We start from the raw sequence: 22,409 nt of genomic DNA on the forward strand, positions 1-22,409 counted from the left end.
CTATGGCGCTTACAAAAGCTGAAATGTCCGAATATCTGTTTGATAAGCTTGGGCTTAGCAAGCGAGATGCTAAAGAGCTGGTAGAGCTGTTTTTCGAAGAGATCCGTCGTGCTCTGGAAAACGGTGAGCAGGTGAAACTCTCCGGCTTTGGCAATTTCGATCTGCGTGATAAGAATCAACGTCCGGGACGTAACCCTAAAACGGGCGAAGATATTCCCATTACAGCCCGGCGCGTGGTGACCTTCAGACCCGGCCAGAAGTTAAAAAGCCGCGTCGAAAACGCTTCGCCCAAAGCAGAGTAATCTGGACTAATTAAAAAGGCCGCAATCGCGGCCTTTTTCTTTCAGCGCGGAATATCATCTTTAAATTCAACCCATTCAATGACGCATTAATTGAACTGCATGCTGAATTACGCACAACTCCAACGGCGTCGCAATGGCCAGTGGCTCTGCGGCTTTGCGCTGCTTTTGCTGGCCGCGCTGTTTATTAGCTTATGTGCAGGCGATCAATGGATTGGCCCTGCAAACTGGTTCGATGCTCGTGGACAACTTTTTGTCTGGCAAATCCGTCTACCCCGTACATTAGCGGTTTTGCTGGTGGGAGCGGCGCTGGCGTTAAGCGGCGCTATCATGCAGGCCTTATTTGAGAACCCACTGGCTGAACCCGGGCTTTTGGGGGTATCTAATGGCGCGGGCGTCGGGTTGATAGCCGCCGTGCTGCTTGGAAAAGGCGTATTGCCGGGCTGGGCGTTGGGGTTATGCGCCATCGCCGGGGCGCTGATCATCACGCTTATCCTGCTGCGCTTTGCCCGACGGCATTTGTCGACCAGCCGTCTGCTGTTAGCGGGGGTCGCGTTGGGGATCATTTGTAGCGCACTGATGACCTGGGCCATCTACTTTTCCACATCATTCGACCTGCGTCAGCTCATGTACTGGATGATGGGCGGTTTTGGCGGTGTGGACTGGCGACAAAGCTGGCTGATGGTTGCACTGTTACCGGTGATGGGCTGGACCTGCTGTCAGTCGCAGCCGCTTAACGTACTTGCACTGGGTGAGACATCGGCACGTCAACTTGGATTACCCTTGTGGTTCTGGCGCAATGTGCTGGTGGTGGCAACTGGCTGGATGGTGGGCGTCAGTGTCGCGCTGGCAGGCTCGATTGGCTTTATTGGCCTGGTTATCCCGCATATTCTTCGCCTTTGCGGCCTCACCGATCATCGTGCGCTTTTGCCCGCCTGTGCGCTTGCGGGGGCGACGGCACTGCTGTTTGCCGATATTGTTGCCCGAATGGCGCTGAGCGCTGCGGAATTACCTATCGGTGTCGTGACGGCAACGCTGGGGGCGCCGGTGTTCATCTGGCTCTTGCTCATGGCAAGACGCTAAGGGTGGCGGACGAAATATCCGGCAGGCAACAATAAGGTAAAAGTGTGTAACAACGACACGTTAAAAAAAGAAAATTCGCCTGATTTACTGGTTTTACATCTTTTTTTGCTAAATGACAGAAGAAGGATTATCGCGCATTATCTGGCTATTATTAACGTCCGGCCGGGCGAGAGATCCGGCGTCTGAATGAACCGACTAAGGGGATGCTATGCACCAGGATATTTTAAACACCGAGATTACAACGATTGATGGCGAACATATCACGCTGGAAAAGTACCAGGGCAAGGTTATTCTGGTGGTGAATGTGGCATCAAAATGTGGCCTGACGCCGCAATATGAACAGCTGGAGAATATCCAGAAAGCCTGGGAGAAAGACGGTTTTGTCGTGCTCGGCTTCCCGTGCAACCAGTTTGCCGGGCAGGAGCCAGGCAGCGAAGAAGAGATCAAAACCTTCTGCAGTACTACCTATGGCGTGACTTTCCCCATGGCAGCCAAAGTCGATGTCAACGGTGAAAACCGTCATCCTTTGTATCGCAAACTGATTGCCGCTGCGCCGAAGGCTGTCGCCCCGGAGGGCAGCGGTTTTTATGAGCGCATGGCCAGTAAAGGGCGCGCACCGCTCTATCCGGATGATATCCTGTGGAACTTTGAAAAATTCCTGATTGGCCGTGATGGCCAGGTTGTTCAGCGCTTCTCCCCGGATATGACACCCGAAGATCCTATCGTGATGGAAGCGATTAAGCTGGCGCTGGCAAAATAATGGCATTGCTGCAGCTTCATGACCTTGAGGATGCAGGAAGACTGGGGCCTGTTACGGCCCTGGTCGACAAAGCGCAAATGCTGCATCTCGTCGGGCCGAATGGTGCCGGGAAAAGCACGCTTCTGGCACGTATCGCCGGACTAAGACAGGGAAAGGGCAGTGTACAGTTAAATGGCCTTCCGCTTGAGCAATGGCATGCTCCGCAACTGGCTCGCCATCGCGCCTATCTGGCCCAGCAGCAGATGCCCCCCTTCGCCATGCCTGTATGGCATTATCTTTCGTTGCATCAGCATATCAACGACAGCGTGGTTGATGAGATTACGCGTAAGCTTGGGCTGGGAGATAAGCTGGGACGCGCTGTCAGTCAGCTCTCCGGCGGGGAATGGCAGCGAGTGCGGCTGGCTGCGGTGATTGCGCAAATTCATCCGGCTGCTAATGCGGATGGACAACTCCTGTTATTAGATGAGCCGATGAACAGTCTTGATGTTGCCCAGCAGGCTGCGCTGGATGGCATTTTAAGCGAGCTGGTGGCGGCAGGTGTTACCGTTGTGATGAGCAGCCACGATCTCAACCATTCGCTACGTCGCGCGCATCAGGTGTGGCTACTCCGTCAGGGCAAATTAATCGCCAGTGGCCTGCGTGATGAGGTATTAACGCCGCAAAATCTGGCTGCGGCATATGGTATGCCATTTCGCCGTCTCGATCTGGCTGGTCACAGGATGCTCATTCCCGAGATATAGCAGCAAACGAAACTTGCAAGGATTGCAATTCACACGCTAAATTATTCCAGCATAACGAAAATAGAGGTTTTGCTGGATGCGCATCTGGTTTCTTCTGGCGGTGTTAATTCTTTCAGGGTGCAGTAGTCATCGTGCGCCGCCGCCTAACGCACGCCTTTCTGATTCCATCACCGTCATTGCCGGGCTGAATGATCAACTGCGTGACTGGCGTGGCACTCCTTACCGCTATGGCGGTATGAGCCGTAATGGCGTTGATTGTTCCGCTTTCGTGATGATGACCTTCCGCGACAAATTTAACCTCGTGCTTCCCCGCGATACGCGTAAACAGGCGGAAGTGGGAACGAAAATCGATAAAGATGAGCTGCTGCCAGGCGATCTGGTGTTTTTTAAAACAGGCTCCGGTGATAACGGTCTGCATGTAGGCATCTACGATACTGATAATGCGTTTATCCATGCTTCGACCAGTCAGGGTGTTGTGCGTTCTTCATTAAACAATGTCTACTGGCGGAAGAATTTCTGGCAGGCGCGTCGTATCTAATCCCCTTCCGACAACAGGCAGCGAATGGCTAACCAATTCGCTGCTTTTGTGAACTAAACGCAAATTTTGTCATTTTCCTCACCGTTCATTCATTTTTTCTTCAATATTTATCATTTAACTATTCGTTACTTTAAAGGGCTGTCAGTATCGTGGCAGGCGCTGGTATGGGCAATTTAACCAGGATAAGCTTGCGCACGAAAATAAGGAATTTTCGACAATATAATGGGAAATGATGAAGTCAGTTTTGTTAAGTTCAGCTACGTTGAAGCATGTGCGCATTGGATTTTCGATGCAGGATATCAACCTTAATGCGGGGTTGGCGCCATGATCGTCTCGTTTGATGACACCTATCGCTCAGAGTTTTTACTACAGCCTGCGCGTAATGGCTACGGTACCCTCGTCGGGATTGAAATTGTGGTCAATTTCGTTGGGGCGGGTTCTGTACGGGCATCTGCAGAGCGGATAGTGCCACGCCTGAGCGCAGACGAAACGCTGACGCTTTTTACTGAGCAATTAGATTTGCTCGAATCCTGTAAGTTGTTCTTTATTCAGCATCAACTTCTCGCCTGGATAAATATTTCGCCGGTTGTTGTTGATGCATTACTGGTTAATGCTGAACTTGCCGAAACGGTAGCGAAATACCCTTTCCTCGAATTTACTGTGAATGAGAATTATCCCAACCTGACAAAGGGGAAAGAAAATAATTCACTCGTGGTGTTTAGCGAACGTTATCCTTTAATCCTGAATAATTTTGGTGCCGGGGCGCCTTCCACGCGCGCTATATTTGATGGTCTATTCAGGCGGGTGACCCTGGATAAACATTTTATTCATCAGCGACTGGCGTCACGCTCATTCGAACCCTTCATGCGCGCGATCGTCTCACAAATCTCCCCTTACTGCCGTTCGGTAATGATTGACGGTATTGATGATGAAAAAACCTTAAAGCGGGTGAAGCCGTATCAGTTCAGCGCTATGCGGGGGAATTTATGGCCAGCGGTTCCTGCTGCGCAGATAACCAGTCTTGTTCAGGGATAACCTTGCCTTTAACCCGTGTTTAACATCATATAAACACACTACAATAAAGACAGGAGGTACTATGGCCCTGTCTTTTATTACCCGCTGGCGCGATGAGCTGCCTGGTTTTTATACTGCCATTTCCCCGACACCGCTGAGTAATACCCGGTTGCTTTGGCACAATGCGCCTCTGGCGAAAAGTATGGGCATCGATCCCGTACTGTTTACGCCCGACGAGGGTGCAGGTGTGTGGGGGGGAGAAATGCTGCTTCCCGGAATGTCGCCACTCTCGCAGGTCTACAGTGGGCACCAGTTTGGCGTCTGGGCGGGGCAACTGGGTGACGGGCGGGGTATCCTGCTCGGCGAACAGCTACTGCCTGATGGCACAACACTGGACTGGCACCTGAAAGGCGCAGGGCTTACGCCGTATTCCCGCATGGGTGATGGGCGTGCGGTACTGCGCTCAACCATCCGTGAAAGTCTCGCCTCTGAGGCAATGCACTATCTGGGGATTGCGACAACACGTGCCCTTTCAATTGTCACCAGCGAAACGCCAGTTTACCGCGAAAGCGTGGAGCAGGGGGCGATGATGATGCGCATTGCGCAAAGTCATATCCGCTTTGGCCACTTCGAGCATTTTTATTATCGGCGAGAACCGGAAAAGGTACGCCAGCTGGCGGATTTTGTGATTCGTCATTACTGGCCGCATCTGCAGGATGATGTCAACAAATACGAAGTCTGGTTCCGGGACGTTATCGCCCGTACTGCCGCATTGATGGCGCGCTGGCAGGCGGTTGGTTTCGCGCATGGGGTGATGAATACGGATAACATGTCTATTCTGGGGCTGACAATTGATTATGGTCCCTTTGGTTTTCTTGATGATTACCAGCCCGGCTTTATCTGCAATCACTCGGACTATCAGGGACGTTACAGCTTTGATAACCAGCCAACCATTGCCCTGTGGAATCTGCAACGACTGGCGCAAACACTGTCGCCGTTCATTAGTGCCGATGTGCTCAATACGGCGCTGGAGAGTTATCAGCCGGTATTGCTGAGCGAATACGGCATATTGATGCGCCAGAAACTGGGCTTTTTTAGCCAGCAAAAGGATGACAATGTGCTGTTAAGCGAGCTCTTCGCTCTGATGGAGCGTGAAGGCAGCGATTATACCCGCACTTTCCGCATGTTAAGCCATACCGAACAGATGAGCGCCAGCAGCGCGCTGCGTGATGAGTTTATCGATCGCGAGGCGTTTGACAGCTGGTTTAGTCGCTACCGTGCGCGTCTGGCGCAGGAGACGATTACGGATGCGCAACGTCAGCAGCAGATGCAAAACGTAAATCCGGCGGTTGTGCTGCGTAACTGGCTCGCACAGCGGGCGATTGAACAGGCAGAGCAGGGTAATACCGAAGAGCTGGAGCGTCTGCATGCCGTCTTACGGGAGCCTTATACGGAGCGCAACGATGACTATAGCCGTCGCCCACCGGACTGGGGGAAACGGCTGGAAGTCAGCTGTTCAAGCTGAACATCTATTTCGTGAGTATCAGTTTCCCGGCGTGCGTCTGTCGCAATAGATATTCTTGTCCCTGATGTTCAATGACAACGCGCGCCGAATTTCCCAACAATGTTTTGCTGTTGATGCGGCGATCACCAGGATGGATGGTGGCTGGGCTGGCTGGCAGTTTCTCTGCCGGAGTGGTCGGCTTATCCTTGTTCGACATTGCACGGTCACTGTATGGATATGACAATGATAATTATTATTAATACCCGCGAAGCGAGCTGCAAGTAATATTTGGAAAACCAGTCATTTGGGGTAGGGGGGATATGTCCCGCCGGGAGACCCGACGGGAAAAAAATTACAACCGTGAGGAAACCGCCGCCGCGAGTTTATCAAGCAAAAATTCGCTGTCTTCCCAGCTCAGGCAAGGGTCAGTGATGGACTGGCCGTATACCAGGGGCTTGTCTTTGACGATTTTTTGCGTCCCTTCTTGCAGAAAACTCTCAGCCATCACCCCCGCAATGGCCGTGGAGCCATTTCGAATCTGTTCACAGATGTCATCGCACACCTCAAGCTGGCGACGATGCTGTTTCTGGCAATTGCCGTGGCTGAAATCGACGACCAGTTGCTCCGGCAGATCAAACTCGCGCAGGGTAGCGCAGGCGGTGGCAATATCTTCGGCATAGAAGTTAGGTTTTTTTCCGCCACGCATAATGATATGCCCGTAAGGGTTACCGCTGGTCTGGTAAATCGTCATCTGTCCGGTTTTATCCGGTGAGAGGAACATATGGCTGGTTCTGGAAGCTCGAATCGCATCCACTGCAATTCGGGTGTTACCGTCTGTGCCGTTTTTGAAGCCTACCGGACAGGAGAGCGCCGATGCCATCTCGCGGTGGATCTGACTTTCTGTGGTACGCGCCCCAATTGCGCCCCAACTGATCAGATCAGCAATAAATTGCCCTGTCACCATATCCAGGAATTCGGTCGCCGTCGGTACGCCCAGTTCATTCACTGCGAGCAGGAGTTTGCGCGCCAGTTCAATGCCGTGATTAACGCGGTAGCTGCCGTTCAGGTCGGGATCGGAAATCAACCCTTTCCAGCCCACAACGGTTCGCGGCTTTTCAAAATAGGTGCGCATTACAATTTCCAGTTGCGCACTATGCTTTTGCCTTAGCCCCTGCAGGCGACGGGCATAATCCATTGCCGCGTCCAGGTCGTGGATGGAGCAGGGGCCAATAATCACTAATAGTCGTTTATCTTCACCGTTGAGAATTTTCTCGATACGGCGACGGGATTGTATGACATGTTCCGCAACTGCAAGGGAAACGGGATGCCGCTGCGCTAGCTCAGCCGGAGTGACCAGACTCTCGATGCGCGCAGTGCGAAGTTCATCGGTTTTGTTCATCAGAATTCTCAAAATTTTGTGCTCAAACGGCCAAATGCCGGAGGCGATGCGCACACCTTAAACCAATCCTTGCTTAATTCAATAGCAGGTTGTGATGCGCATCACATCGAAGGCCAGCATGATAGCAAAATTGTCATTCACGTACTAGTGTGTTAGTACATGCGACGATTAAGACCCATTATGTCGAGAATTTTGGTGGCGATCTCTTCTACCGAGTAGTTGGTACTGTTTAACCACGGTATCTGATTTTTACGGTAAAGCGCTTCCACCTCCGCCACTTCCATGCGGCACTGGCGTAATGAAGCGTAACGGCTATTTTCCCGGCGCTCTTCACGGATAGCCGCCAGGCGCTCCGGATTAATGGTCAGACCAAATAATTTATGCTGGAGCGGTTTCAATGAAACAGGCAGAACGAGATTATCCATGTCATCGGCAATAAAAGGATAATTAGCTGCACGAATGCCGAATTGCATTGCCAGATAAAGGCTTGTCGGCGTTTTACCGCAACGAGAAACACCCAATAAAATCACCTGGGCCTGATCCAGGTTGCGCAACGAAATACCGTCGTCGTGAGCCAGCGTGTAATCAATAGCGGCAATCCTCGCGTCGTATTTAGTCAGGTTGCCTGGATTTAACCCATGAGTACGATGCGCAATGGGTGTCGGGTCGAGTTTTAATTCTTGCTGTAATGGTGCAACCAGGGCCTGAACAATGTCCTGACAGAATCCTTCACTCTGTAAAATAATGGTGCGGATTTCTGGTAATACGATGGAATAAAAGACTAACGGACGCACGCCCGTTTGTTGATAGATAGCGTCAATCTGGTCTTTCACTGCTCTGGCGCGGCTTTCATTCTCCACGAATGGCAGCGTGATGCTATTGATGGCAACCGGGAATTGCGACATCACCGCATGGCCTAATACCTCTGCAGTGATAGCGGTACCATCGGAAATATAAAAAACCTGGCGATCCACAGCGCTGTCCATTTTACCCTTCCTGATTGTCATGCGTAATTATCTGAAAGCATAAATTAAAGTCATGCATCTGCGTAGCGTCTTTTCTGAATTTTTAAAATGAAACGCTATTTTTGTTTTTAATGAAAAGCGCAGTTCATTTTTATTATGAGTTTAAAAAAAGAATGATTTTGAGGATTTTCCGATTACTCAGCCGCTTAACCATTGCCGGGAAAGTGTCCGAAAAGACAAAAATTTAAATTGCTTGAACGATTCACCGTTTTTTCAGGCGGAATAATTATGCCAGGATGAAAAGGTAGTAAATGCTTTATTACCCCATTCAAATATCACAAAAGGATTGTTTAGATGTCCAACAATGGCTCGTCTCCGCTGGTGCTTTGGTATGACCAACTCGGCATGAATGATGTAGACAGAGTTGGGGGCAAAAATGCCTCCCTTGGTGAGATGATTACTAATCTGTCCGGTATGGGCGTAAGCGTACCCAATGGGTTTGCAACGACTGCCGATGCGTTTAACCAGTTTCTCGATCAAAGTGGCCTGAATAAGCGCATCTATGACCTGCTGGATAAAACGGACATTGACGACGTTTCCGAGCTGGCGAAAGCTGGCGCGCAGATTCGCCAGTGGATAGTTGATACCCCGTTCCAGCCGGCGTTTGAAGATGCAATCCATCAGGCATATGCCAGACTGTCTGCTGATGACGAGCAGGCATCCTTTGCTGTGCGTTCTTCCGCAACGGCAGAAGATATGCCAGACGCTTCCTTTGCGGGTCAGCAGGAAACCTTCCTGAACGTGCAGGGGTATGATGCTGTGCTGGTGGCGGTGAAGCACGTCTTCGCTTCTCTGTTCAACGACCGTGCAATCTCCTACCGCGTGCATCAGGGTTATGATCACCGCGGTGTGGCGCTCTCTGCCGGGGTGCAACGGATGGTGCGATCAGACATTGGTTCTTCCGGTGTCATGTTCTCTATCGACACAGAATCCGGCTTTGATCAGGTGGTATTCGTCACCGCGGCCTGGGGCCTGGGTGAGATGGTGGTACAGGGTGCAGTTAACCCGGATGAATTTTATGTGCACAAACCAACGCTGGCAGCAGGGCGTCCGGCTATTGTGCGCCGCACCATGGGTTCGAAGAAAATTCGCATGGTCTATGCACCGACCCAGGAGCATGGCAAACAGGTGCGTATTGAGGACGTTGAACAGGCTAACCGCGATCGCTTCTCGCTGACCAACGAGGAAGTGCAGGAGCTGGCGAAACAGGCTGTGCAGATTGAAAAACACTATGGCCGACCAATGGACATTGAATGGGCGAAAGACGGCCATACTGGCAAACTGTTTATTGTACAGGCGCGTCCGGAGACTGTGCGCTCTCGCGGTAAAGTGATGGAGCGTTATACGCTGCACGCACAGGGCAAAATCATTGCCGAAGGGCGTGCGATTGGCCAGCGCATCGGAGCAGGCCCGGTAAAAGTGATTCACGACATCAGTGAAATGAATCGTATCGAAGCAGGCGATGTGCTGGTGACCGACATGACTGACCCGGACTGGGAACCAATCATGAAAAAAGCGGCCGCTATTGTCACCAACCGTGGTGGCCGTACCTGCCATGCAGCCATTATTGCGCGTGAGCTGGGGATCCCGGCTGTCGTCGGTTGCGGTGACGCAACGGAACGCATGAAAGATGGCGATAAAGTGACCGTCTCCTGCGCCGAAGGTGACACGGGGTACGTTTACGCTGAGATGCTCGACTTTAGCGTGAAAAGCTCAAGCATTGATGAAATGCCTGCGCTGCCGCTCAAAATTATGATGAACGTCGGCAACCCGGACAGAGCGTTTGATTTTGCCTGTCTGCCAAATGAAGGGGTTGGCCTGGCGCGCCTGGAATTTATCATCAACCGCATGATCGGCGTACACCCGCGCGCATTGCTGGAGTTTGATGACCAGGACGTAAAACTGCAAAACGAAATCCGCGAAATCATGAAAGGCTATGATTCGCCGAAAGAGTTTTATGTTGGGCGTCTGACCGAAGGCATTGCAACACTTGGTGCGGCGTTCTATCCAAAACGGGTGATTGTGCGTCTGTCAGACTTTAAATCCAACGAGTATGCAAACCTCGTCGGCGGTGAACGTTACGAACCGGATGAAGAGAACCCGATGCTCGGCTTCCGTGGTGCTGGTCGCTATGTCTCCGACAGCTTCCGCGACTGTTTCGCGCTGGAATGTGAGGCGGTCAAACGCGTACGCAACGATATGGGGCTGACCAATGTGGAGATCATGGTCCCGTTTGTTCGCACCGTTGAACAGGCGAAAGCAGTGGTCGAAGAGCTGGCACGTCAGGGGCTCAAGCGTGGCGAAAACGGACTCAAGATTATCATGATGTGCGAGATCCCCTCGAATGCGCTGCTGGCTGATCAGTTCCTGGAGCACTTTGACGGCTTCTCTATCGGCTCAAATGACATGACGCAGCTGGCGCTGGGGCTGGATCGCGACTCCGGCGTTGTCTCAGAGCTGTTCGATGAGCGTAATGACGCGGTGAAAGCCCTGTTGTCGATGGCTATTCGCGCTGCCAAAAAACACGGCAAATATGTCGGTATCTGTGGTCAGGGCCCGTCGGACCATGAAGACTTCGCCGCCTGGCTGATGGAAGAGGGGATCGATAGCCTCTCCCTGAACCCGGACACTGTGGTTCAAACCTGGCTGACGCTGGCTGAACTGAACAAATAAGTCACATTGTTATTCTGATAAAACCTCACTTCTGCGGAAGTGGGGTTTTTTTATGCCAAAAATACGGATGAAAAAGTTAATTCTCAGCTGAAACAAAATGTGTTTGCGCACGCTTGCCTTAGCGATATTGGTCACACCAGTCCTGCCGTAGATGCTGCGGTTATGACAGGTAATGTATGAGGTGGCTTATCATTTGCGATTTCTTATTATTCGCCGTATGGGCTATTGAGGATTTCTCCGTTGAGGTAACCGGACGTTAACCGCATCGCAGTTGTTTTTCCTGCATCAGCCTGTTTGTTGGATAAAAAAAAGCCCACCGTGGGAGATGGGCAAAGACTACACACAGCAATTCGTTGTTTCACTCAGGGGATTTCCATGCTTATAAATCAAGGTGTTGATTTATAACCGTGACCTTATAGTAGGCCATCCGGGATTTTAGCGTCGATCAGATTCGTCTCATTAGTTAAACGGTGGTTAAGATTTTGCGGGAAAAATGGCGCAAGCCTTCTGTCGGGAGGCTTGCGCACGGGAGGAGCAGTAAATAAATGATTAGCAATGCTTCATAATCAGATTAAAGGGCGTATCAGATATGGGTATCATCTGGATGGTGTATCTCTTCCAGCGCATCATTTTCCGCCGGGCCGGGCATGGGCGCTTCGTTAACCCAGGCGGAAAAGAGTCGCCATGAAACGGCCAGTAATACCGGACCAATAAACAACCCGATCATCCCGAAAGCCACCAGACCGCCAATAACACCGGAAAGAATCAGGATCATCGGCAGGTCGGCCCCCATACGAATCAACATTGGACGGATAAAGTTATCCAGCGTGCCCACCACGCAACTCCAGACCAGCAACACCGTGCCCCATGTCGAGTCGCCACTCCAGTAGAGCCAGATAATTGCAGGCACCAGCACAACCAGCGGACCGAGTTGTACAAGGCATGTCATTAACATAATGACGGTGAATAACGTGGTGTATGGCACACCCGTTATCGCCAGGCCAATTCCTCCCAGAACCGCCTGCACCAGCGCAGTGACGACCACGCCGAGCGCGACAGCGCGAATAGCCTGACCGGCCAGCAGAACAGCGGCATCGCCGCGTTTGGCCGCCAGACGATAGGCAAAATGGCGAATCCCCAATGCGACCTGCTCGCCGCGCCAGTACAGCAGGGCGCTAAATAGCAGCATTAACGCGCAGTGCAGCATAAAGCGACCGATATGTGCAGCCTGTCCGACAAACCATGTGGTGGTGGTGCCGACATAAGGACGAACTTTGGCAAGTATCGCACTGCCACCCATATCCAGCAGGTTGTGCCAGCCGCTATACAGTTTGTCGCCGATCAGCGGAATACTGTTCAGCCACTCCAGAGCCGGCGGCGTCATTTCACCCGATGTAATGGCCTGAATGACCGGACCGCTATTGTCCACCAGGCTGTTAACCAGCAGCGCTACCGGAACAATAAATAGCAGGATTAACAATAACGTCATCACGATGACCGCCAGTGAACGGCGGCCAAACAACGCGCGCTGTACGCGAAGGAGCACCGGCCAGGTGGCAATGACCACGGTACCAGCCCAGGCGAAACCAAGAATAAAAGGCTGAACGATCCACAAACAGGCGATGATCATAAGGGCTAAAAACAGTACCGACAGCATCACCTGCGGTACATCCCTGGACTGCGATTGAAAGGCCATAAAACGTAATCACCTTTAAAGGGAGGATGCGAAATCAGTAAAGATAATGATTAATGATTTCAGCGGTTTTTGACAGTCTGATTCTGCCCGTAATTCTGGTGGGCGCATAAGAAAAAAATGTGATACAACGATGGATGCTGCAAGCAAACGATTAACTATTCACAACTACTAACAGTCAGGCAGGGTCAAGAGTAATGATCCCACAGATTTCTCAGGCACCAGGTGTCGTTCAATTGGTGCTGAATTTTTTACAGGCACTGGAGCAACAAGGTTTTACCGGCGATACCGCCACAAGTTATGCCGACAGGCTGACCATGGCGACCGACAACAGTATCTACCAATTGCTACCCGATGCGGTTGTCTTTCCCCGTTCTACTTCCGATGTCGCCTTGATTTCACGCATCGCGGCGGAAACGCGTTTTCAGTCGCTGGTGTTCACACCGCGCGGTGGTGGCACCGGTACAAATGGCCAGGCGCTGAATCAGGGTATCATTGTTGATATGTCCCGCTATATGAACCGCATTATAGAGATCAATCCTCAAGAGGGATGGGTGCGGGTTGAAGCGGGTGTCATCAAAGATCAACTCAATCAGTTCCTTAAACCTTACGGCTATTTCTTCGCGCCAGAGCTTTCCACCAGTAACCGTGCGACACTCGGCGGCATGATCAATACCGATGCTTCCGGTCAGGGGTCACTGGTCTACGGAAAAACGTCCGATCATGTCCTGGGCGTTCGCGCCGTATTACTTGGCGGCGATATTCTGGACACCCAACCGGTGCCAGTGGAACTGGCGCAGACGCTGGGTAAAGCGAATACGGCTGTAGGGCGCATCTACCGTACTGTTTTCGAGCGTTGCCGGGATAACCGTCAGCTGATTATCGACAAATTCCCTAAACTAAACCGGTTCCTCACGGGTTACGACCTGCGCCATGTCTTCAATGATGAGATGACCGAGTTTGACCTGACCCGCGTATTGACCGGCTCAGAGGGAACGCTGGCATTTATTACCGAAGCGCGGCTGGACATTACCCGTCTGCCGAAAGTGCGTCGCCTGGTAAATGTGAAATACGATTCATTCGACTCCGCGCTGCGTAATGCTCCGTTTATGGTGGAAGCGCGAGCACTGTCGGTTGAAACGGTGGACTCAAAAGTCCTCAACCTGGCACGTGAAGACATCATCTGGCACTCCGTAAATGAACTGATCACCGATGTGCCGGATAAGACCATGCTGGGTCTGAATATTGTCGAGTTTGCCGGTGATGACGAAGCGCTAATTAATGAGCAGGTTACCTCTCTGTGCTCTCGCCTGGATTCCCTGATGGCGGAAGGGGCTGGCGGGGTGATTGGCTGGCAGATTTGCGACGAACTGGCGGGCATTGAGCGTATCTACGCGATGCGTAAAAAAGCGGTCGGCCTGCTGGGTAATGCGAAAGGGGCGGCAAAACCGATTCCGTTCGCAGAAGATACCTGCGTGCCTCCGGAACACCTTGCGGACTATATCGCCGAGTTTCGCGCATTGCTTGACAGCCATGGGCTGAGCTACGGCATGTTCGGCCATGTGGATGCCGGTGTATTGCATGTGCGCCCGGCGTTAGATATGTGCGACCCGCAACAGGAGGTTTTGATGAAGAAAATCTCCGATGATGTGGTGGCGTTGACGGCTAAATACGGTGGCTTGCTCTGGGGTGAGCACGGTAAAGGTTTTCGTGCCGAATACAGCCCGGCATTCTTTGGTGCGGAACTGTATGCAGAGCTGCGTAAAGTGAAAGCCGCGTTTGACCCGGCTAACCGCCTCAACCCAGGTAAAATCTGTCCGCCTGAGGGGATTGACGCGCCGATGAAGCAGGTAGATGACGTTAAACGCGGCAGCTTTGATCGTCAAATTCCGCTTGCCGTGCGTTCGTCATGGCGCGGCGCGATGGAGTGCAATGGCAACGGTTTGTGCTTCAACTTTGATGCCAAAAGTCCCATGTGTCCGTCGATGAAAATTTCCGCAGATCGTATTCATTCGCCGAAAGGCCGTGCCACGCTGGTCCGTGAGTGGCTGCGTCTGCTGGCCGATCGTGGTATCGACCCGGTGAAGCTGGAAAAAGAGATGCCGGAAAAACGTGCCAGCCTGCGCTCGCTAATTGAACGTACCCGCAATAGCTGGCACGCGCGTCACGGCGAGTATGATTTTTCGCATGAAGTGAAAGAGGCTATGTCGGGGTGTCTGGCCTGTAAAGCCTGCTCGACCCAGTGCCCGATCAAAATTGATGTGCCGGAGTTCCGCTCTCGCTTCCTGCAGCTTTACCACACGCGCTACCTGCGTCCTGTACGCGATCATCTGGTCGCGACGGTGGAAAGCTATGCGCCGCTGATGGCACGCGCGCCCAGGACATTCAATTTCTTTATGAGTCAGCCGTGGGTGCGTTCCCTTTCGCAAAAACATATTGGCATGGTGGACCTGCCGTTGTTGTCTGTTCCCTCTTTACAACGGCAGATGATCGGCCACCGTTCGGCGAACCTGACACTGGAGCAGCTTGAAACGTTGAGTGATGCGGAAAAAGCGACCACGGTGCTGGTGGTGCAGGATCCGTTCACCAGTTACTACGATGCGCAAGTGGTGGCGGATTTCGTTCGTCTGGTGGAAAAGCTGGGTTATCAGCCCGTTGTCCTGCCCTTTTCACCGAACGGCAAAGCGCAGCATATCAAAGGGTTCCTGCAACGTTTTGCGAAAACCGCACAGAAAACCTCGGATTTCCTTAACCGCGTTGCGCAACTGGGAATGCCGATGGTGGGTGTCGACCCGGCTCTGGTGCTCTGCTACCGTGATGAATACAAGCAGACACTCGGCGAGAAGCGCGGCGATTTTCATGTCATGTTAGTACATGAATGGCTGCCTTCCGCACTGGAAGGGCGCGAGAATCGCACTATTAGCGGTGAGCCCTGGTATCTGTTTGGCCACTGTACTGAGGTGACTGCGCTACCTGCTTCTGTTTCGCAATGGACCTCCATTTTTGCCCGTTTTGGCGCGAAGCTGGAAAATGTCAGCGTAGGTTGCTGCGGTATGGCAGGAACCTATGGACATGAAGTCAAGAACCACGCCAACTCGTTGGGAATTTACGAGTTGTCCTGGCATCAGGCGCTACAACGTTTACCGCGTAGCCGTTGTCTGGCGACAGGCTACTCCTGCCGTAGCCAGGTGAAGCGTGTGGAAGGTAATGGCGTGCGCCATCCGTTGCAGGCGCTACTGGAGATAATAGGATGATCTGGAAACGTGAGGTAACCCTTGACGCGCTCAATGCAATGGGCGCGGGCAACATGCTGGGGCTGCTGGATATCCGTTTTATTGCAATAAATGAAGACTCGCTGGAAGCGACCATGCCGGTTGATAGCCGCACATATCAGCCGTTTGGTTTGTTGCATGGGGGCGCTTCTGTGGTGCTGGCGGAGTCGCTGGGTTCCGTTGCCGGATATTTATGTACCGAAGGCGAGAAGAAAGTGGTTGGCGTTGAGGTAAATGCCAACCATATTCGTTCCGCTCGCAGCGGGCGTGTGCGCGGCGTGTGTCGTGCTCTCCATACCGGTAGTCTCCATCAGGTATGGCAAATTGATATTTACGATGAGCAGGATAAATTATGCTGCACTTCGCGACTCACGACTGCCGTTATCTGAGATAAATTTGCGACAGGGGAACCTGTCGCAAAAATTCATATTTTCTTCATTCATTTTCACATCCAGACTTGTCCATTCGTGCTATATTGGGCGGGTTTCAAAACCGCTTCGATGTCCATCGAAGCCAGACGCTGTAACGCATAAAGACCTGATGAAGTAATTCGTTGTTTCCTTAAGCGCTACTCCCTACACGCTTACAGGTAACAACAATGCATTCATCGTTTAAAAGGGCCTTTTTACACCCTCGTAACTGGGGCACATGGGCTGGTCTTGGCCTGCTCTGGTTGCTCGTTCAACTGCCTTATCCTCTTATCTCCCACTTTGGGGAAATGCTCGGAAAATTAGCCCGTCCTTTTCTTAAGCGTCGCGAACGTATTGCTCGCCGCAATCTGGAGCTTTGTTTTCCCAGGATGAGCGACGAGCTTCGCGAGGCAATGATTGAGAAAAATTTCATGTCGCTCGGCATGGCGCTATTTGAAACCGGTATGGCCTGGTTCTGGCCTGACAGCCGTGTGCGCCGCTGGTTCGACGTTGAAGGCTATCAGAACCTCGTTGCCGCACAGGCGAGCCAGCGTGGCGTGATGGTTGTCGGTGTCCATTTTATGTCGCTGGAGCTTGGTGGCCGCGTGATGGGCCTGTGCCAGCCGATGATGGCGACATACCGTCCGCATAATAGTGAATTGATGGAGTGGGTACAGACGCGAGGCCGTATGCGTTCCAATAAATCAATGATTGACAGACGCAATCTGAAAGGACTTGTGAGCGAGCTTAAAAAAGGCGAGGCCGTCTGGTTTGCACCCGATCAGGATTACGGCAGCAAAGGCAGTACCTTCGCGCCCTTTTTCTCTGTCGAAAATGCGGCAACTACCAACGGCACATATGTTTTATCCCGCCTTTCCGGGGCTTCAATGTTGACGGTTACCATGGTGCGCAAAGCGGATCGCTCAGGTTATTCACTGCATATCGGCAAGGCTATGACCGATTATCCGGCGAAAGATGAACACGAGGCCGCCAGTTATATCAACAAAGTCATTGAGCGCGAGATTTTGCGCGCGCCGGAACAGTATCTGTGGATCCATCGTCGCTTCAAAACCCGCCCGCCGGGAGAAGCATCGTTGTACCTGTAATTCCTGTCCCGGTCGGCGTTCAGCCGACCGGATACTGGCCCGCAACAGGGCCAGCCAGATTTTTCTCCTGACTAACGCGACCATGTCGAACGGCATCCACGCCCTGTAGACCTGTCGATATTGCTTATGCAGTAGCGCAATGCAACTTCACCAAACGTAAACTTTTCGCGTTAAGGGCGTATTAATCGAGCGCCGGGATCGCCAGCCCTTTAAGCTTAATCACGAAGTGATTTTCATGGCGGGTAATTTTCGCGCCTTCATCGCAATATTCGGTTGAGAGCTGAAAAAACGCGTCTGCGTCAACATCGAACGCCAGTTCGATTTCACTATACTTCCCTGAGTTAAGCATTTGATAAACTTGCTTTAAGCTGTGTGCTTTGGCTATCGACATGATTAAAGAACCTCAGAAATGATGGCGAAATGGTTAAAACCTGACCATTGCTTTATAGCAGGCAATGGCGAAATTTCCATCCGTGAAGCAGGAGGGAGCACGTAACGTTAACAGGTAATTTTTACATCTTGAATTATGATATGTTATATCATAACATTCCCCTCTTTTCATAAACCGAGGGACGGATTTTGGCCAGCCATTTTGCAAAAACAACGATAGTCCTGGGTGCTCTTTTCATGAGTGCGAGCGCATTTTCTCATGACCATCACTCGCACGGGAAACCGTTAAGCGACATGGAAAAAAAAGCGGCGAACGGCGAATTTAATGACAACGACGTCAGGGACAGAAATCTGAATGACTGGGACGGTATGTGGCAGTCTCTTTATCCTTATCTGCAAGACGGCAGTCTGGACCCGGTATTGCGGAAAAAGGCGGAGAAAGATAAGAGCAAATCGTTTGATGAAATTAAAGCGTACTACCAAAAGGGATATGCCACCGACATCGATACCATCGGTATTGAAAATGGCGTAATCGAATTTCATGTGGGCGATAAGGTGAGTGCCTGTAAATATGATTATGCCGGGCATAAAATCCTCACTTATACCTCCGGTAAAAAGGGCGTGCGTTACCTGTTCGAATGTAAAGATGCCAGCAGTAAGGCGCCAAAGTATGTGCAGTTTAGCGATCACATTATTGCACCACGCACTTCAGCGCATTTCCATATTTTTATGGGCAATACTTCTCAGGAAGTGCTGCTGGCAGAGATGGACAACTGGCCAACCTATTACCCTTATCAGCTCAAAAAAGATCAGGTTGTCGATGAGATGCTTCATCACTAACGGAAAATCAGGGTCCGCTTCGGCGGGCCTTTTGCGTCTTCCTGCGCTTTAGTTTCTCTGTCGGCTCTTGTAGCATAGGCCGCTCAGCGGTTTTAACGGTATTTGCAGGAGGCAAAGTGTTTGCCGAATATGGTGTTATCAGTTTCTGGTCCTATTTCATTGGGGCGATTTTCATTATCCTGGTACCAGGCCCGAATACATTCTTTGTGCTTAAAACCAGCGTGGCGGGTGGGCTGAAAAATGGCTATGTTGCTGCGGCGGGGGTATTTATCGGCGATGCCGTATTGATGTTCCTGGCCTATATGGGTGTGGCAACGCTGATTAAAACAACGCCGGTATTATTCAACCTCGTCCGCTATCTTGGCGCATTTTATCTGCTCTGGCTGGGTGTAAAAATGCTCTACAGTACGTTTTCTCGTCGGGGCAAAAGCGTGAATGAGCATGAGGAACACAGGGGCGATATTTTCAAACGTTCGCTGGTACTGAGTTTAACCAATCCGAAAGCGATTCTGTTTTATGTGTCGTTTTTCGTGCAGTTTATTGACGTTCATTATACCAATACGGGAACGGCGTTCTTTATTCTGGCCAGTACGCTGGAGTTAATTAGCGTCTGTTATTTCAGTTTTCTGATTATCTCCGGATCCTATGTGACACAGTTTGTGAAAACTAAAAAACGTCTCGCAAAGCTCGGTAACTCCTTAATTGGTCTTATTTTCGTCGGTTTTGCCGCCCGACTGGCAACGCTGCAATCCTGAACAGCGCAGAGGCCTGTGTTTAACGGACCTGAACCTAACTCTTATACGGCGTATGTGATGAAAATTTATTTGGTCCGGCACGGTGAAACCGTCTGGAACGTTGAAAACAGGATTCAGGGGCATCTGGATAGCCCGGTTACGGAGGCAGGTATCAGGCAGATCTCTGCCCTGTGTCGGGATCTGGCAGACAAATCCATTACCCTTATTGTCGCGTCGCCTTTAGGCCGATCGGTAACCGCTGCCGGGCAAATCACGTCGTGGTTAGATTGCCCGTTGCAGTTTGAGCCTGCCTTTGTCGAACGTCATTTTGGCGAGTTTGAAGGCAAACGCCTCGCTGAACTGACTGAGAAAGAGCGGGTACAGGCTGTGGCGATGCTTTCCGGCAGTTCTGATATCGGGCCGCAAAATGGCGAGGCACTACAGGATGCCACCCGGCGAGTTCTTAGCGCTCTGTCCGGTTTGTCGTCTGGTCAGGGTAATATATGCGTTGTTTCCCACGGGCATGTTATTCAATCGGTTATCAGCACGCTTTCGGGTAATAATGCCGAACATTTTGAGCGGTATGCACATATAAATGGCGCCTATTCCGTTCTCGCCTGCACGGAAAAAGGACTCACGGTAGAAAAATGGGGGGTAGCGACCCATCTTTTCTTCCGACATACGCAATGAGCGTTTGTTCTGCTCTGGATTAAATGCAATCTATCTTGTTGATAATCGGTTTTGTGACGCAGTTAACTTTCTGATATCAGGAAAAATTTTCTAAGAATCCTTTTTTAGCTCCCTATCTCAAAAATAGGTATTACCTATACATCTTTTGCGGACGCAGGCGCGCCAGACTTGCTGTCGAAAATAGCTATTATTTATCAAATCATTAAACAATCTTTCACTTCTCTGTTAAGCCTTCGCACAGAGTCTATGCTTATACCATGTGCTTAAAAAACGGGCAGTACACGAATAACCCTTCGGAATAGAGGTTGAAGTGATAATCATTATCACTAACATAGTGTTATGTCCTTCATGATTTATGACGTGAGGTAGAACTATGGAATTGCAATCAGAAACGTTCGATCCGGCCGACTTTGCCTGGCGCGGGCTAACGATGACACCAGCCGCCGCAGAGCATATTCGTGGATTAATCCGCAAGCAACCCGACCTGTTGGGTGTCCGGCTGGGCATTAAACAGACCGGCTGCGCCGGTTTTGGCTATGTGCTGGATACCGTCACGCAACCGGATAAAGACGACCTGCTTTTTGAAAATGACGGTGCACGACTATACGTGCCGCTCGGGGCGATGCCATTTATTGATGGCACCGAAGTGGACTATGTGCGCGAAGGATTAAACCAGTTATTCAAATTTCATAACCCGAAAGCCCAGAACGAATGTGGCTGTGGCGAAAGCTTTGGGGTATAGGCGGTACTATGTCTCGTAACACAGAAGCAACAGACGATGTCAAAACCTGGACCGGGAACCTCAACTATAAAGAGGGCTTTTTTACCCGGCTAACCACTGACGAACTGGCGAAAGGCATTAATGAAGATGTCGTGCGGGCAATTTCAGCCAAACGAAACGAACCTGAATGGATGCTGGAGTTTCGCCTGAGTGCATATCGCGCCTGGCTCGAGATGGAAGAGCCACACTGGCTGAAAGCCCATTACGCGAAGCTTGATTATCAGGACTATAGCTATTATTCAGCGCCATCCTGTGGCAGCTGCGATGACACTTGTGCCTCGCAACCGGGAGCGGTACAGCAAACTGGCGCGAATGCGTTTCTGACTGACGAAGTGGAAGCGGCATTCAACCAACTTGGTGTGCCGGTCCGTGAAGGGCGTGAAGTGGCAGTCGACGCCATTTTTGACTCCGTATCCGTTGCCACCACTTACCGGGAAAAACTCTCCGAGCAGGGGATTATATTTTGCTCATTTGGCGAGGCCATTCACGACCATCCGGAACTGGTGAAAAAATACCTCGGTACCGTCGTCCCCTCCAATGACAACTTCTTTGCGGCGCTGAATGCGGCGGTCGCCTCTGACGGTACCTTTATCTATATCCCGAAAGGGGTGCGTTGCCCGATGGAATTGTCGACCTATTTCCGCATCAATGCCGAAAAAACCGGGCAGTTCGAACGCACTATTCTGATCGCGGACGAAGGCAGCTACGTTAGCTATATCGAAGGGTGTTCCGCACCAGTGCGCGACAGTTACCAGCTTCATGCGGCAGTGGTGGAGGTCATCATCCATAAAGATGCAGAAGTGAAATACTCAACTGTGCAGAACTGGTTCCCCGGCGATAACAACACTGGCGGGATCCTCAACTTCGTGACCAAGCGTGCGCTGTGTGAAGGTGAGAACAGCAAAATGTCATGGACGCAGTCGGAGACCGGCTCAGCCATTACCTGGAAATACCCAAGCTGCATCCTGCGTGGGGATAACTCCATCGGTGAGTTCTTCTCCGTGGCGCTGACCAGTGGTCACCAGCAGGCAGATACTGGTACCAAGATGATTCACATCGGCAAAAACACCAGGTCGACCATTATCTCGAAAGGGATCTCTGCCGGACATAGTCAGAACAGCTATCGCGGGCTGGTGAAAATCATGCCGAGCGCCACTAACGCACGTAACTTTACCCAGTGTGACTCCATGCTGATAGGCCCGGATTGTGGCGCGCATACTTTCCCGTACGTGGAGTGTCGCAATAACAGTGCCCAACTGGAACATGAAGCTACCACGTCACGCATCGGGGAAGATCAGCTGTTCTACTGCCTGCAGCGCGGTATCAGTGAAGATGATGCTATTTCAATGATCGTTAATGGATTCTGTAAAGACGTGTTCTCCGAGTTGCCGCTGGAGTTTGCCGTTGAAGCACAAAAATTGCTGGCTATTAGTCTCGAACACAGCGTCGGTTAAGAAT

21 protein-coding genes and 1 other RNA gene are annotated in these 22,409 nt (G+C 51.3%); 16 read left to right on the plus strand and 6 right to left on the minus strand.

The genetic code is table 11. From position 1 onward, the window contains the following. Nucleotides 1-2: 2 nt before the first annotated feature. The 7 genes from ihfA to selO all read left to right on the plus strand — a co-directional run bounded on the left by ihfA (nucleotide 3) and on the right by selO (nucleotide 5,959). Nucleotides 3-302 carry an integration host factor subunit alpha gene (gene ihfA / locus AAIG39_RS17980; RefSeq protein WP_006820203.1) on the plus strand — a complete coding sequence of 100 codons (300 nt, stop codon included), beginning with the start codon at nucleotides 3-5 and terminating at the stop codon, nucleotides 300-302. 99 nt (nucleotides 303-401) lie between these two features. Further along, nucleotides 402-1,382, plus strand: coding sequence for a vitamin B12 ABC transporter permease BtuC (gene btuC, locus AAIG39_RS17985; protein WP_343194431.1), 981 nt, complete (start codon nucleotides 402-404; stop codon nucleotides 1,380-1,382). A gap of 208 nt (nucleotides 1,383-1,590) precedes the next feature. Continuing rightward, nucleotides 1,591-2,142 carry a glutathione peroxidase gene (locus tag AAIG39_RS17990; protein ID WP_090086575.1) on the plus strand — a complete coding sequence of 184 codons (552 nt, stop codon included), beginning with the start codon at nucleotides 1,591-1,593 and terminating at the stop codon, nucleotides 2,140-2,142. Continuing rightward, nucleotides 2,139-2,882: a vitamin B12 ABC transporter ATP-binding protein BtuD gene (gene btuD / locus AAIG39_RS17995; RefSeq protein WP_090086577.1), complete on the plus strand. Its 744-nt coding sequence runs from the start codon at nucleotides 2,139-2,141 to the stop codon at nucleotides 2,880-2,882. The genes AAIG39_RS17990 and btuD overlap by 4 nt, the downstream gene beginning before the upstream one ends. Nucleotides 2,883-2,958: 76 nt before the next feature. Then, nucleotides 2,959-3,420, plus strand: coding sequence for a C40 family peptidase (locus AAIG39_RS18000; RefSeq protein ID WP_085006323.1), 462 nt, complete (start codon nucleotides 2,959-2,961; stop codon nucleotides 3,418-3,420). A 324-nt stretch (nucleotides 3,421-3,744) separates the two neighbouring features. Then, the gene (locus AAIG39_RS18005) at nucleotides 3,745-4,455 is read left to right on the plus strand and encodes an EAL domain-containing protein (protein ID WP_343194432.1); all 711 of its coding nucleotides are present in this window, start codon (nucleotides 3,745-3,747) and stop codon (nucleotides 4,453-4,455) included. Nucleotides 4,456-4,516: 61 nt separating this feature from the next. Then, nucleotides 4,517-5,959, plus strand: coding sequence for a protein adenylyltransferase SelO (selO, locus tag AAIG39_RS18010; RefSeq protein ID WP_343194433.1), 1,443 nt, complete (start codon nucleotides 4,517-4,519; stop codon nucleotides 5,957-5,959). A 4-nt stretch (nucleotides 5,960-5,963) separates the two neighbouring features. On the opposite strand, the gene hemP is transcribed toward selO, so the two are convergent. From hemP to ppsR, 3 genes are all read right to left on the minus strand, one after another. Continuing rightward, on the minus strand, nucleotides 5,964-6,155 hold the full coding sequence (gene hemP / locus AAIG39_RS18015) for a hemin uptake protein HemP (protein WP_343194434.1): 192 nt from the start codon (nucleotides 6,153-6,155) through the stop codon (nucleotides 5,964-5,966). Nucleotides 6,156-6,290: 135 nt separating this feature from the next. Next, nucleotides 6,291-7,337, minus strand: coding sequence for a 3-deoxy-7-phosphoheptulonate synthase AroH (gene aroH / locus AAIG39_RS18020; protein ID WP_343194435.1), 1,047 nt, complete (start codon nucleotides 7,335-7,337; stop codon nucleotides 6,291-6,293). A gap of 152 nt (nucleotides 7,338-7,489) precedes the next feature. Further along, on the minus strand, nucleotides 7,490-8,323 hold the full coding sequence (gene ppsR / locus AAIG39_RS18025) for a posphoenolpyruvate synthetase regulatory kinase/phosphorylase PpsR (protein WP_090086585.1): 834 nt from the start codon (nucleotides 8,321-8,323) through the stop codon (nucleotides 7,490-7,492). Between the two features lie 333 nt (nucleotides 8,324-8,656). Between ppsR and ppsA the strand changes: the two genes are divergently transcribed. Then, entirely contained in the window at nucleotides 8,657-11,035 is a 2,379-nt protein-coding gene (gene ppsA / locus AAIG39_RS18030) for a phosphoenolpyruvate synthase (RefSeq protein WP_090086587.1), read from the plus strand. Between the two features lie 301 nt (nucleotides 11,036-11,336). On the opposite strand, the gene rprA is transcribed toward ppsA, so the two are convergent. Next, nucleotides 11,337-11,444: antisense sRNA RprA (rprA, locus tag AAIG39_RS18035), an RNA gene on the minus strand. A 174-nt stretch (nucleotides 11,445-11,618) separates the two neighbouring features. Then, the gene (gene ydiK, locus AAIG39_RS18040; RefSeq protein ID WP_343194436.1) at nucleotides 11,619-12,731 is read right to left on the minus strand and encodes an AI-2E family transporter YdiK; all 1,113 of its coding nucleotides are present in this window, start codon (nucleotides 12,729-12,731) and stop codon (nucleotides 11,619-11,621) included. A 194-nt stretch (nucleotides 12,732-12,925) separates the two neighbouring features. On the opposite strand from ydiK, the gene ydiJ reads away from it, so the two are divergent. From ydiJ to lpxP, 3 genes are all read left to right on the plus strand, one after another. Further along, entirely contained in the window at nucleotides 12,926-15,982 is a 3,057-nt protein-coding gene (ydiJ, locus tag AAIG39_RS18045; protein WP_343194437.1) for a D-2-hydroxyglutarate dehydrogenase YdiJ, read from the plus strand. Next, entirely contained in the window at nucleotides 15,979-16,389 is a 411-nt protein-coding gene (menI, locus tag AAIG39_RS18050; RefSeq protein WP_343194438.1) for a 1,4-dihydroxy-2-naphthoyl-CoA hydrolase, read from the plus strand. The genes ydiJ and menI overlap by 4 nt, the downstream gene beginning before the upstream one ends. A 209-nt stretch (nucleotides 16,390-16,598) precedes the next feature. After that, nucleotides 16,599-17,516, plus strand: a complete 918-nt coding sequence (gene lpxP, locus AAIG39_RS18055) for a kdo(2)-lipid IV(A) palmitoleoyltransferase (protein WP_090086595.1) — start codon at nucleotides 16,599-16,601, stop codon at nucleotides 17,514-17,516. Nucleotides 17,517-17,697: 181 nt separating this feature from the next. On the opposite strand, the gene AAIG39_RS18060 is transcribed toward lpxP, so the two are convergent. Beyond that, nucleotides 17,698-17,907 carry a hypothetical protein gene (locus AAIG39_RS18060; protein WP_249572415.1) on the minus strand — a complete coding sequence of 70 codons (210 nt, stop codon included), beginning with the start codon at nucleotides 17,905-17,907 and terminating at the stop codon, nucleotides 17,698-17,700. A 188-nt stretch (nucleotides 17,908-18,095) separates the two neighbouring features. On the opposite strand from AAIG39_RS18060, the gene zinT reads away from it, so the two are divergent. The 5 genes from zinT (at nucleotide 18,096) to sufB (ending at nucleotide 22,405) form a co-directional block, all read left to right on the plus strand. Continuing rightward, nucleotides 18,096-18,746: a metal-binding protein ZinT gene (zinT, locus tag AAIG39_RS18065; RefSeq protein WP_343194439.1), complete on the plus strand. Its 651-nt coding sequence runs from the start codon at nucleotides 18,096-18,098 to the stop codon at nucleotides 18,744-18,746. 116 nt (nucleotides 18,747-18,862) lie between these two features. Next, nucleotides 18,863-19,501, plus strand: a complete 639-nt coding sequence (gene leuE, locus AAIG39_RS18070) for a leucine efflux protein LeuE (protein WP_090086598.1) — start codon at nucleotides 18,863-18,865, stop codon at nucleotides 19,499-19,501. 57 nt (nucleotides 19,502-19,558) lie between these two features. Beyond that, on the plus strand, nucleotides 19,559-20,170 hold the full coding sequence (locus AAIG39_RS18075) for a histidine phosphatase family protein (RefSeq protein ID WP_343194440.1): 612 nt from the start codon (nucleotides 19,559-19,561) through the stop codon (nucleotides 20,168-20,170). Between the two features lie 373 nt (nucleotides 20,171-20,543). Further along, nucleotides 20,544-20,912: a Fe-S cluster assembly scaffold SufA gene (sufA, locus tag AAIG39_RS18080; RefSeq protein ID WP_090086602.1), complete on the plus strand. Its 369-nt coding sequence runs from the start codon at nucleotides 20,544-20,546 to the stop codon at nucleotides 20,910-20,912. Between the two features lie 8 nt (nucleotides 20,913-20,920). Next, nucleotides 20,921-22,405, plus strand: a complete 1,485-nt coding sequence (gene sufB, locus AAIG39_RS18085) for a Fe-S cluster assembly protein SufB (RefSeq protein WP_090086604.1) — start codon at nucleotides 20,921-20,923, stop codon at nucleotides 22,403-22,405. The last annotated feature ends 4 nt before the right edge of the window (nucleotides 22,406-22,409 follow it).

It is taken from the genome of Phytobacter palmae (assembly GCF_039409775.1).
Taxonomy (GTDB): Bacteria; Pseudomonadota; Gammaproteobacteria; order Enterobacterales; family Enterobacteriaceae; genus Phytobacter; species Phytobacter palmae.

Excerpts from the sequence above, each read along its gene's own strand:
- sufA (WP_090086602.1), top strand. The coding sequence starts at position 20,544 with ATGGAATTGCAATCAGAAACGTTCGATCCGGCCGACTTTGCCTGGCGC.
- ydiK (WP_343194436.1), bottom strand. The coding sequence starts at position 12,731 with ATGGCCTTTCAATCGCAGTCCAGGGATGTACCGCAGGTGATGCTGTCG.
- ppsA (WP_090086587.1), top strand. The coding sequence starts at position 8,657 with ATGTCCAACAATGGCTCGTCTCCGCTGGTGCTTTGGTATGACCAACTC.
- AAIG39_RS18005 (WP_343194432.1), top strand. The coding sequence starts at position 3,745 with ATGATCGTCTCGTTTGATGACACCTATCGCTCAGAGTTTTTACTACAG.
- menI (WP_343194438.1), top strand. The coding sequence starts at position 15,979 with ATGATCTGGAAACGTGAGGTAACCCTTGACGCGCTCAATGCAATGGGC.
- sufB (WP_090086604.1), top strand. The coding sequence starts at position 20,921 with ATGTCTCGTAACACAGAAGCAACAGACGATGTCAAAACCTGGACCGGG.
- ydiJ (WP_343194437.1), top strand. The coding sequence starts at position 12,926 with ATGATCCCACAGATTTCTCAGGCACCAGGTGTCGTTCAATTGGTGCTG.
- lpxP (WP_090086595.1), top strand. The coding sequence starts at position 16,599 with ATGCATTCATCGTTTAAAAGGGCCTTTTTACACCCTCGTAACTGGGGC.
- AAIG39_RS18000 (WP_085006323.1), top strand. The coding sequence starts at position 2,959 with ATGCGCATCTGGTTTCTTCTGGCGGTGTTAATTCTTTCAGGGTGCAGT.
- AAIG39_RS18075 (WP_343194440.1), top strand. The coding sequence starts at position 19,559 with ATGAAAATTTATTTGGTCCGGCACGGTGAAACCGTCTGGAACGTTGAA.
- AAIG39_RS17990 (WP_090086575.1), top strand. The coding sequence starts at position 1,591 with ATGCACCAGGATATTTTAAACACCGAGATTACAACGATTGATGGCGAA.
- btuC (WP_343194431.1), top strand. The coding sequence starts at position 402 with ATGCTGAATTACGCACAACTCCAACGGCGTCGCAATGGCCAGTGGCTC.
- aroH (WP_343194435.1), bottom strand. The coding sequence starts at position 7,337 with ATGAACAAAACCGATGAACTTCGCACTGCGCGCATCGAGAGTCTGGTC.
- hemP (WP_343194434.1), bottom strand. The coding sequence starts at position 6,155 with ATGTCGAACAAGGATAAGCCGACCACTCCGGCAGAGAAACTGCCAGCC.
- ppsR (WP_090086585.1), bottom strand. The coding sequence starts at position 8,323 with ATGGACAGCGCTGTGGATCGCCAGGTTTTTTATATTTCCGATGGTACC.
- ihfA (WP_006820203.1), top strand. The coding sequence starts at position 3 with ATGGCGCTTACAAAAGCTGAAATGTCCGAATATCTGTTTGATAAGCTT.
- AAIG39_RS18060 (WP_249572415.1), bottom strand. The coding sequence starts at position 17,907 with ATGTCGATAGCCAAAGCACACAGCTTAAAGCAAGTTTATCAAATGCTT.
- selO (WP_343194433.1), top strand. The coding sequence starts at position 4,517 with ATGGCCCTGTCTTTTATTACCCGCTGGCGCGATGAGCTGCCTGGTTTT.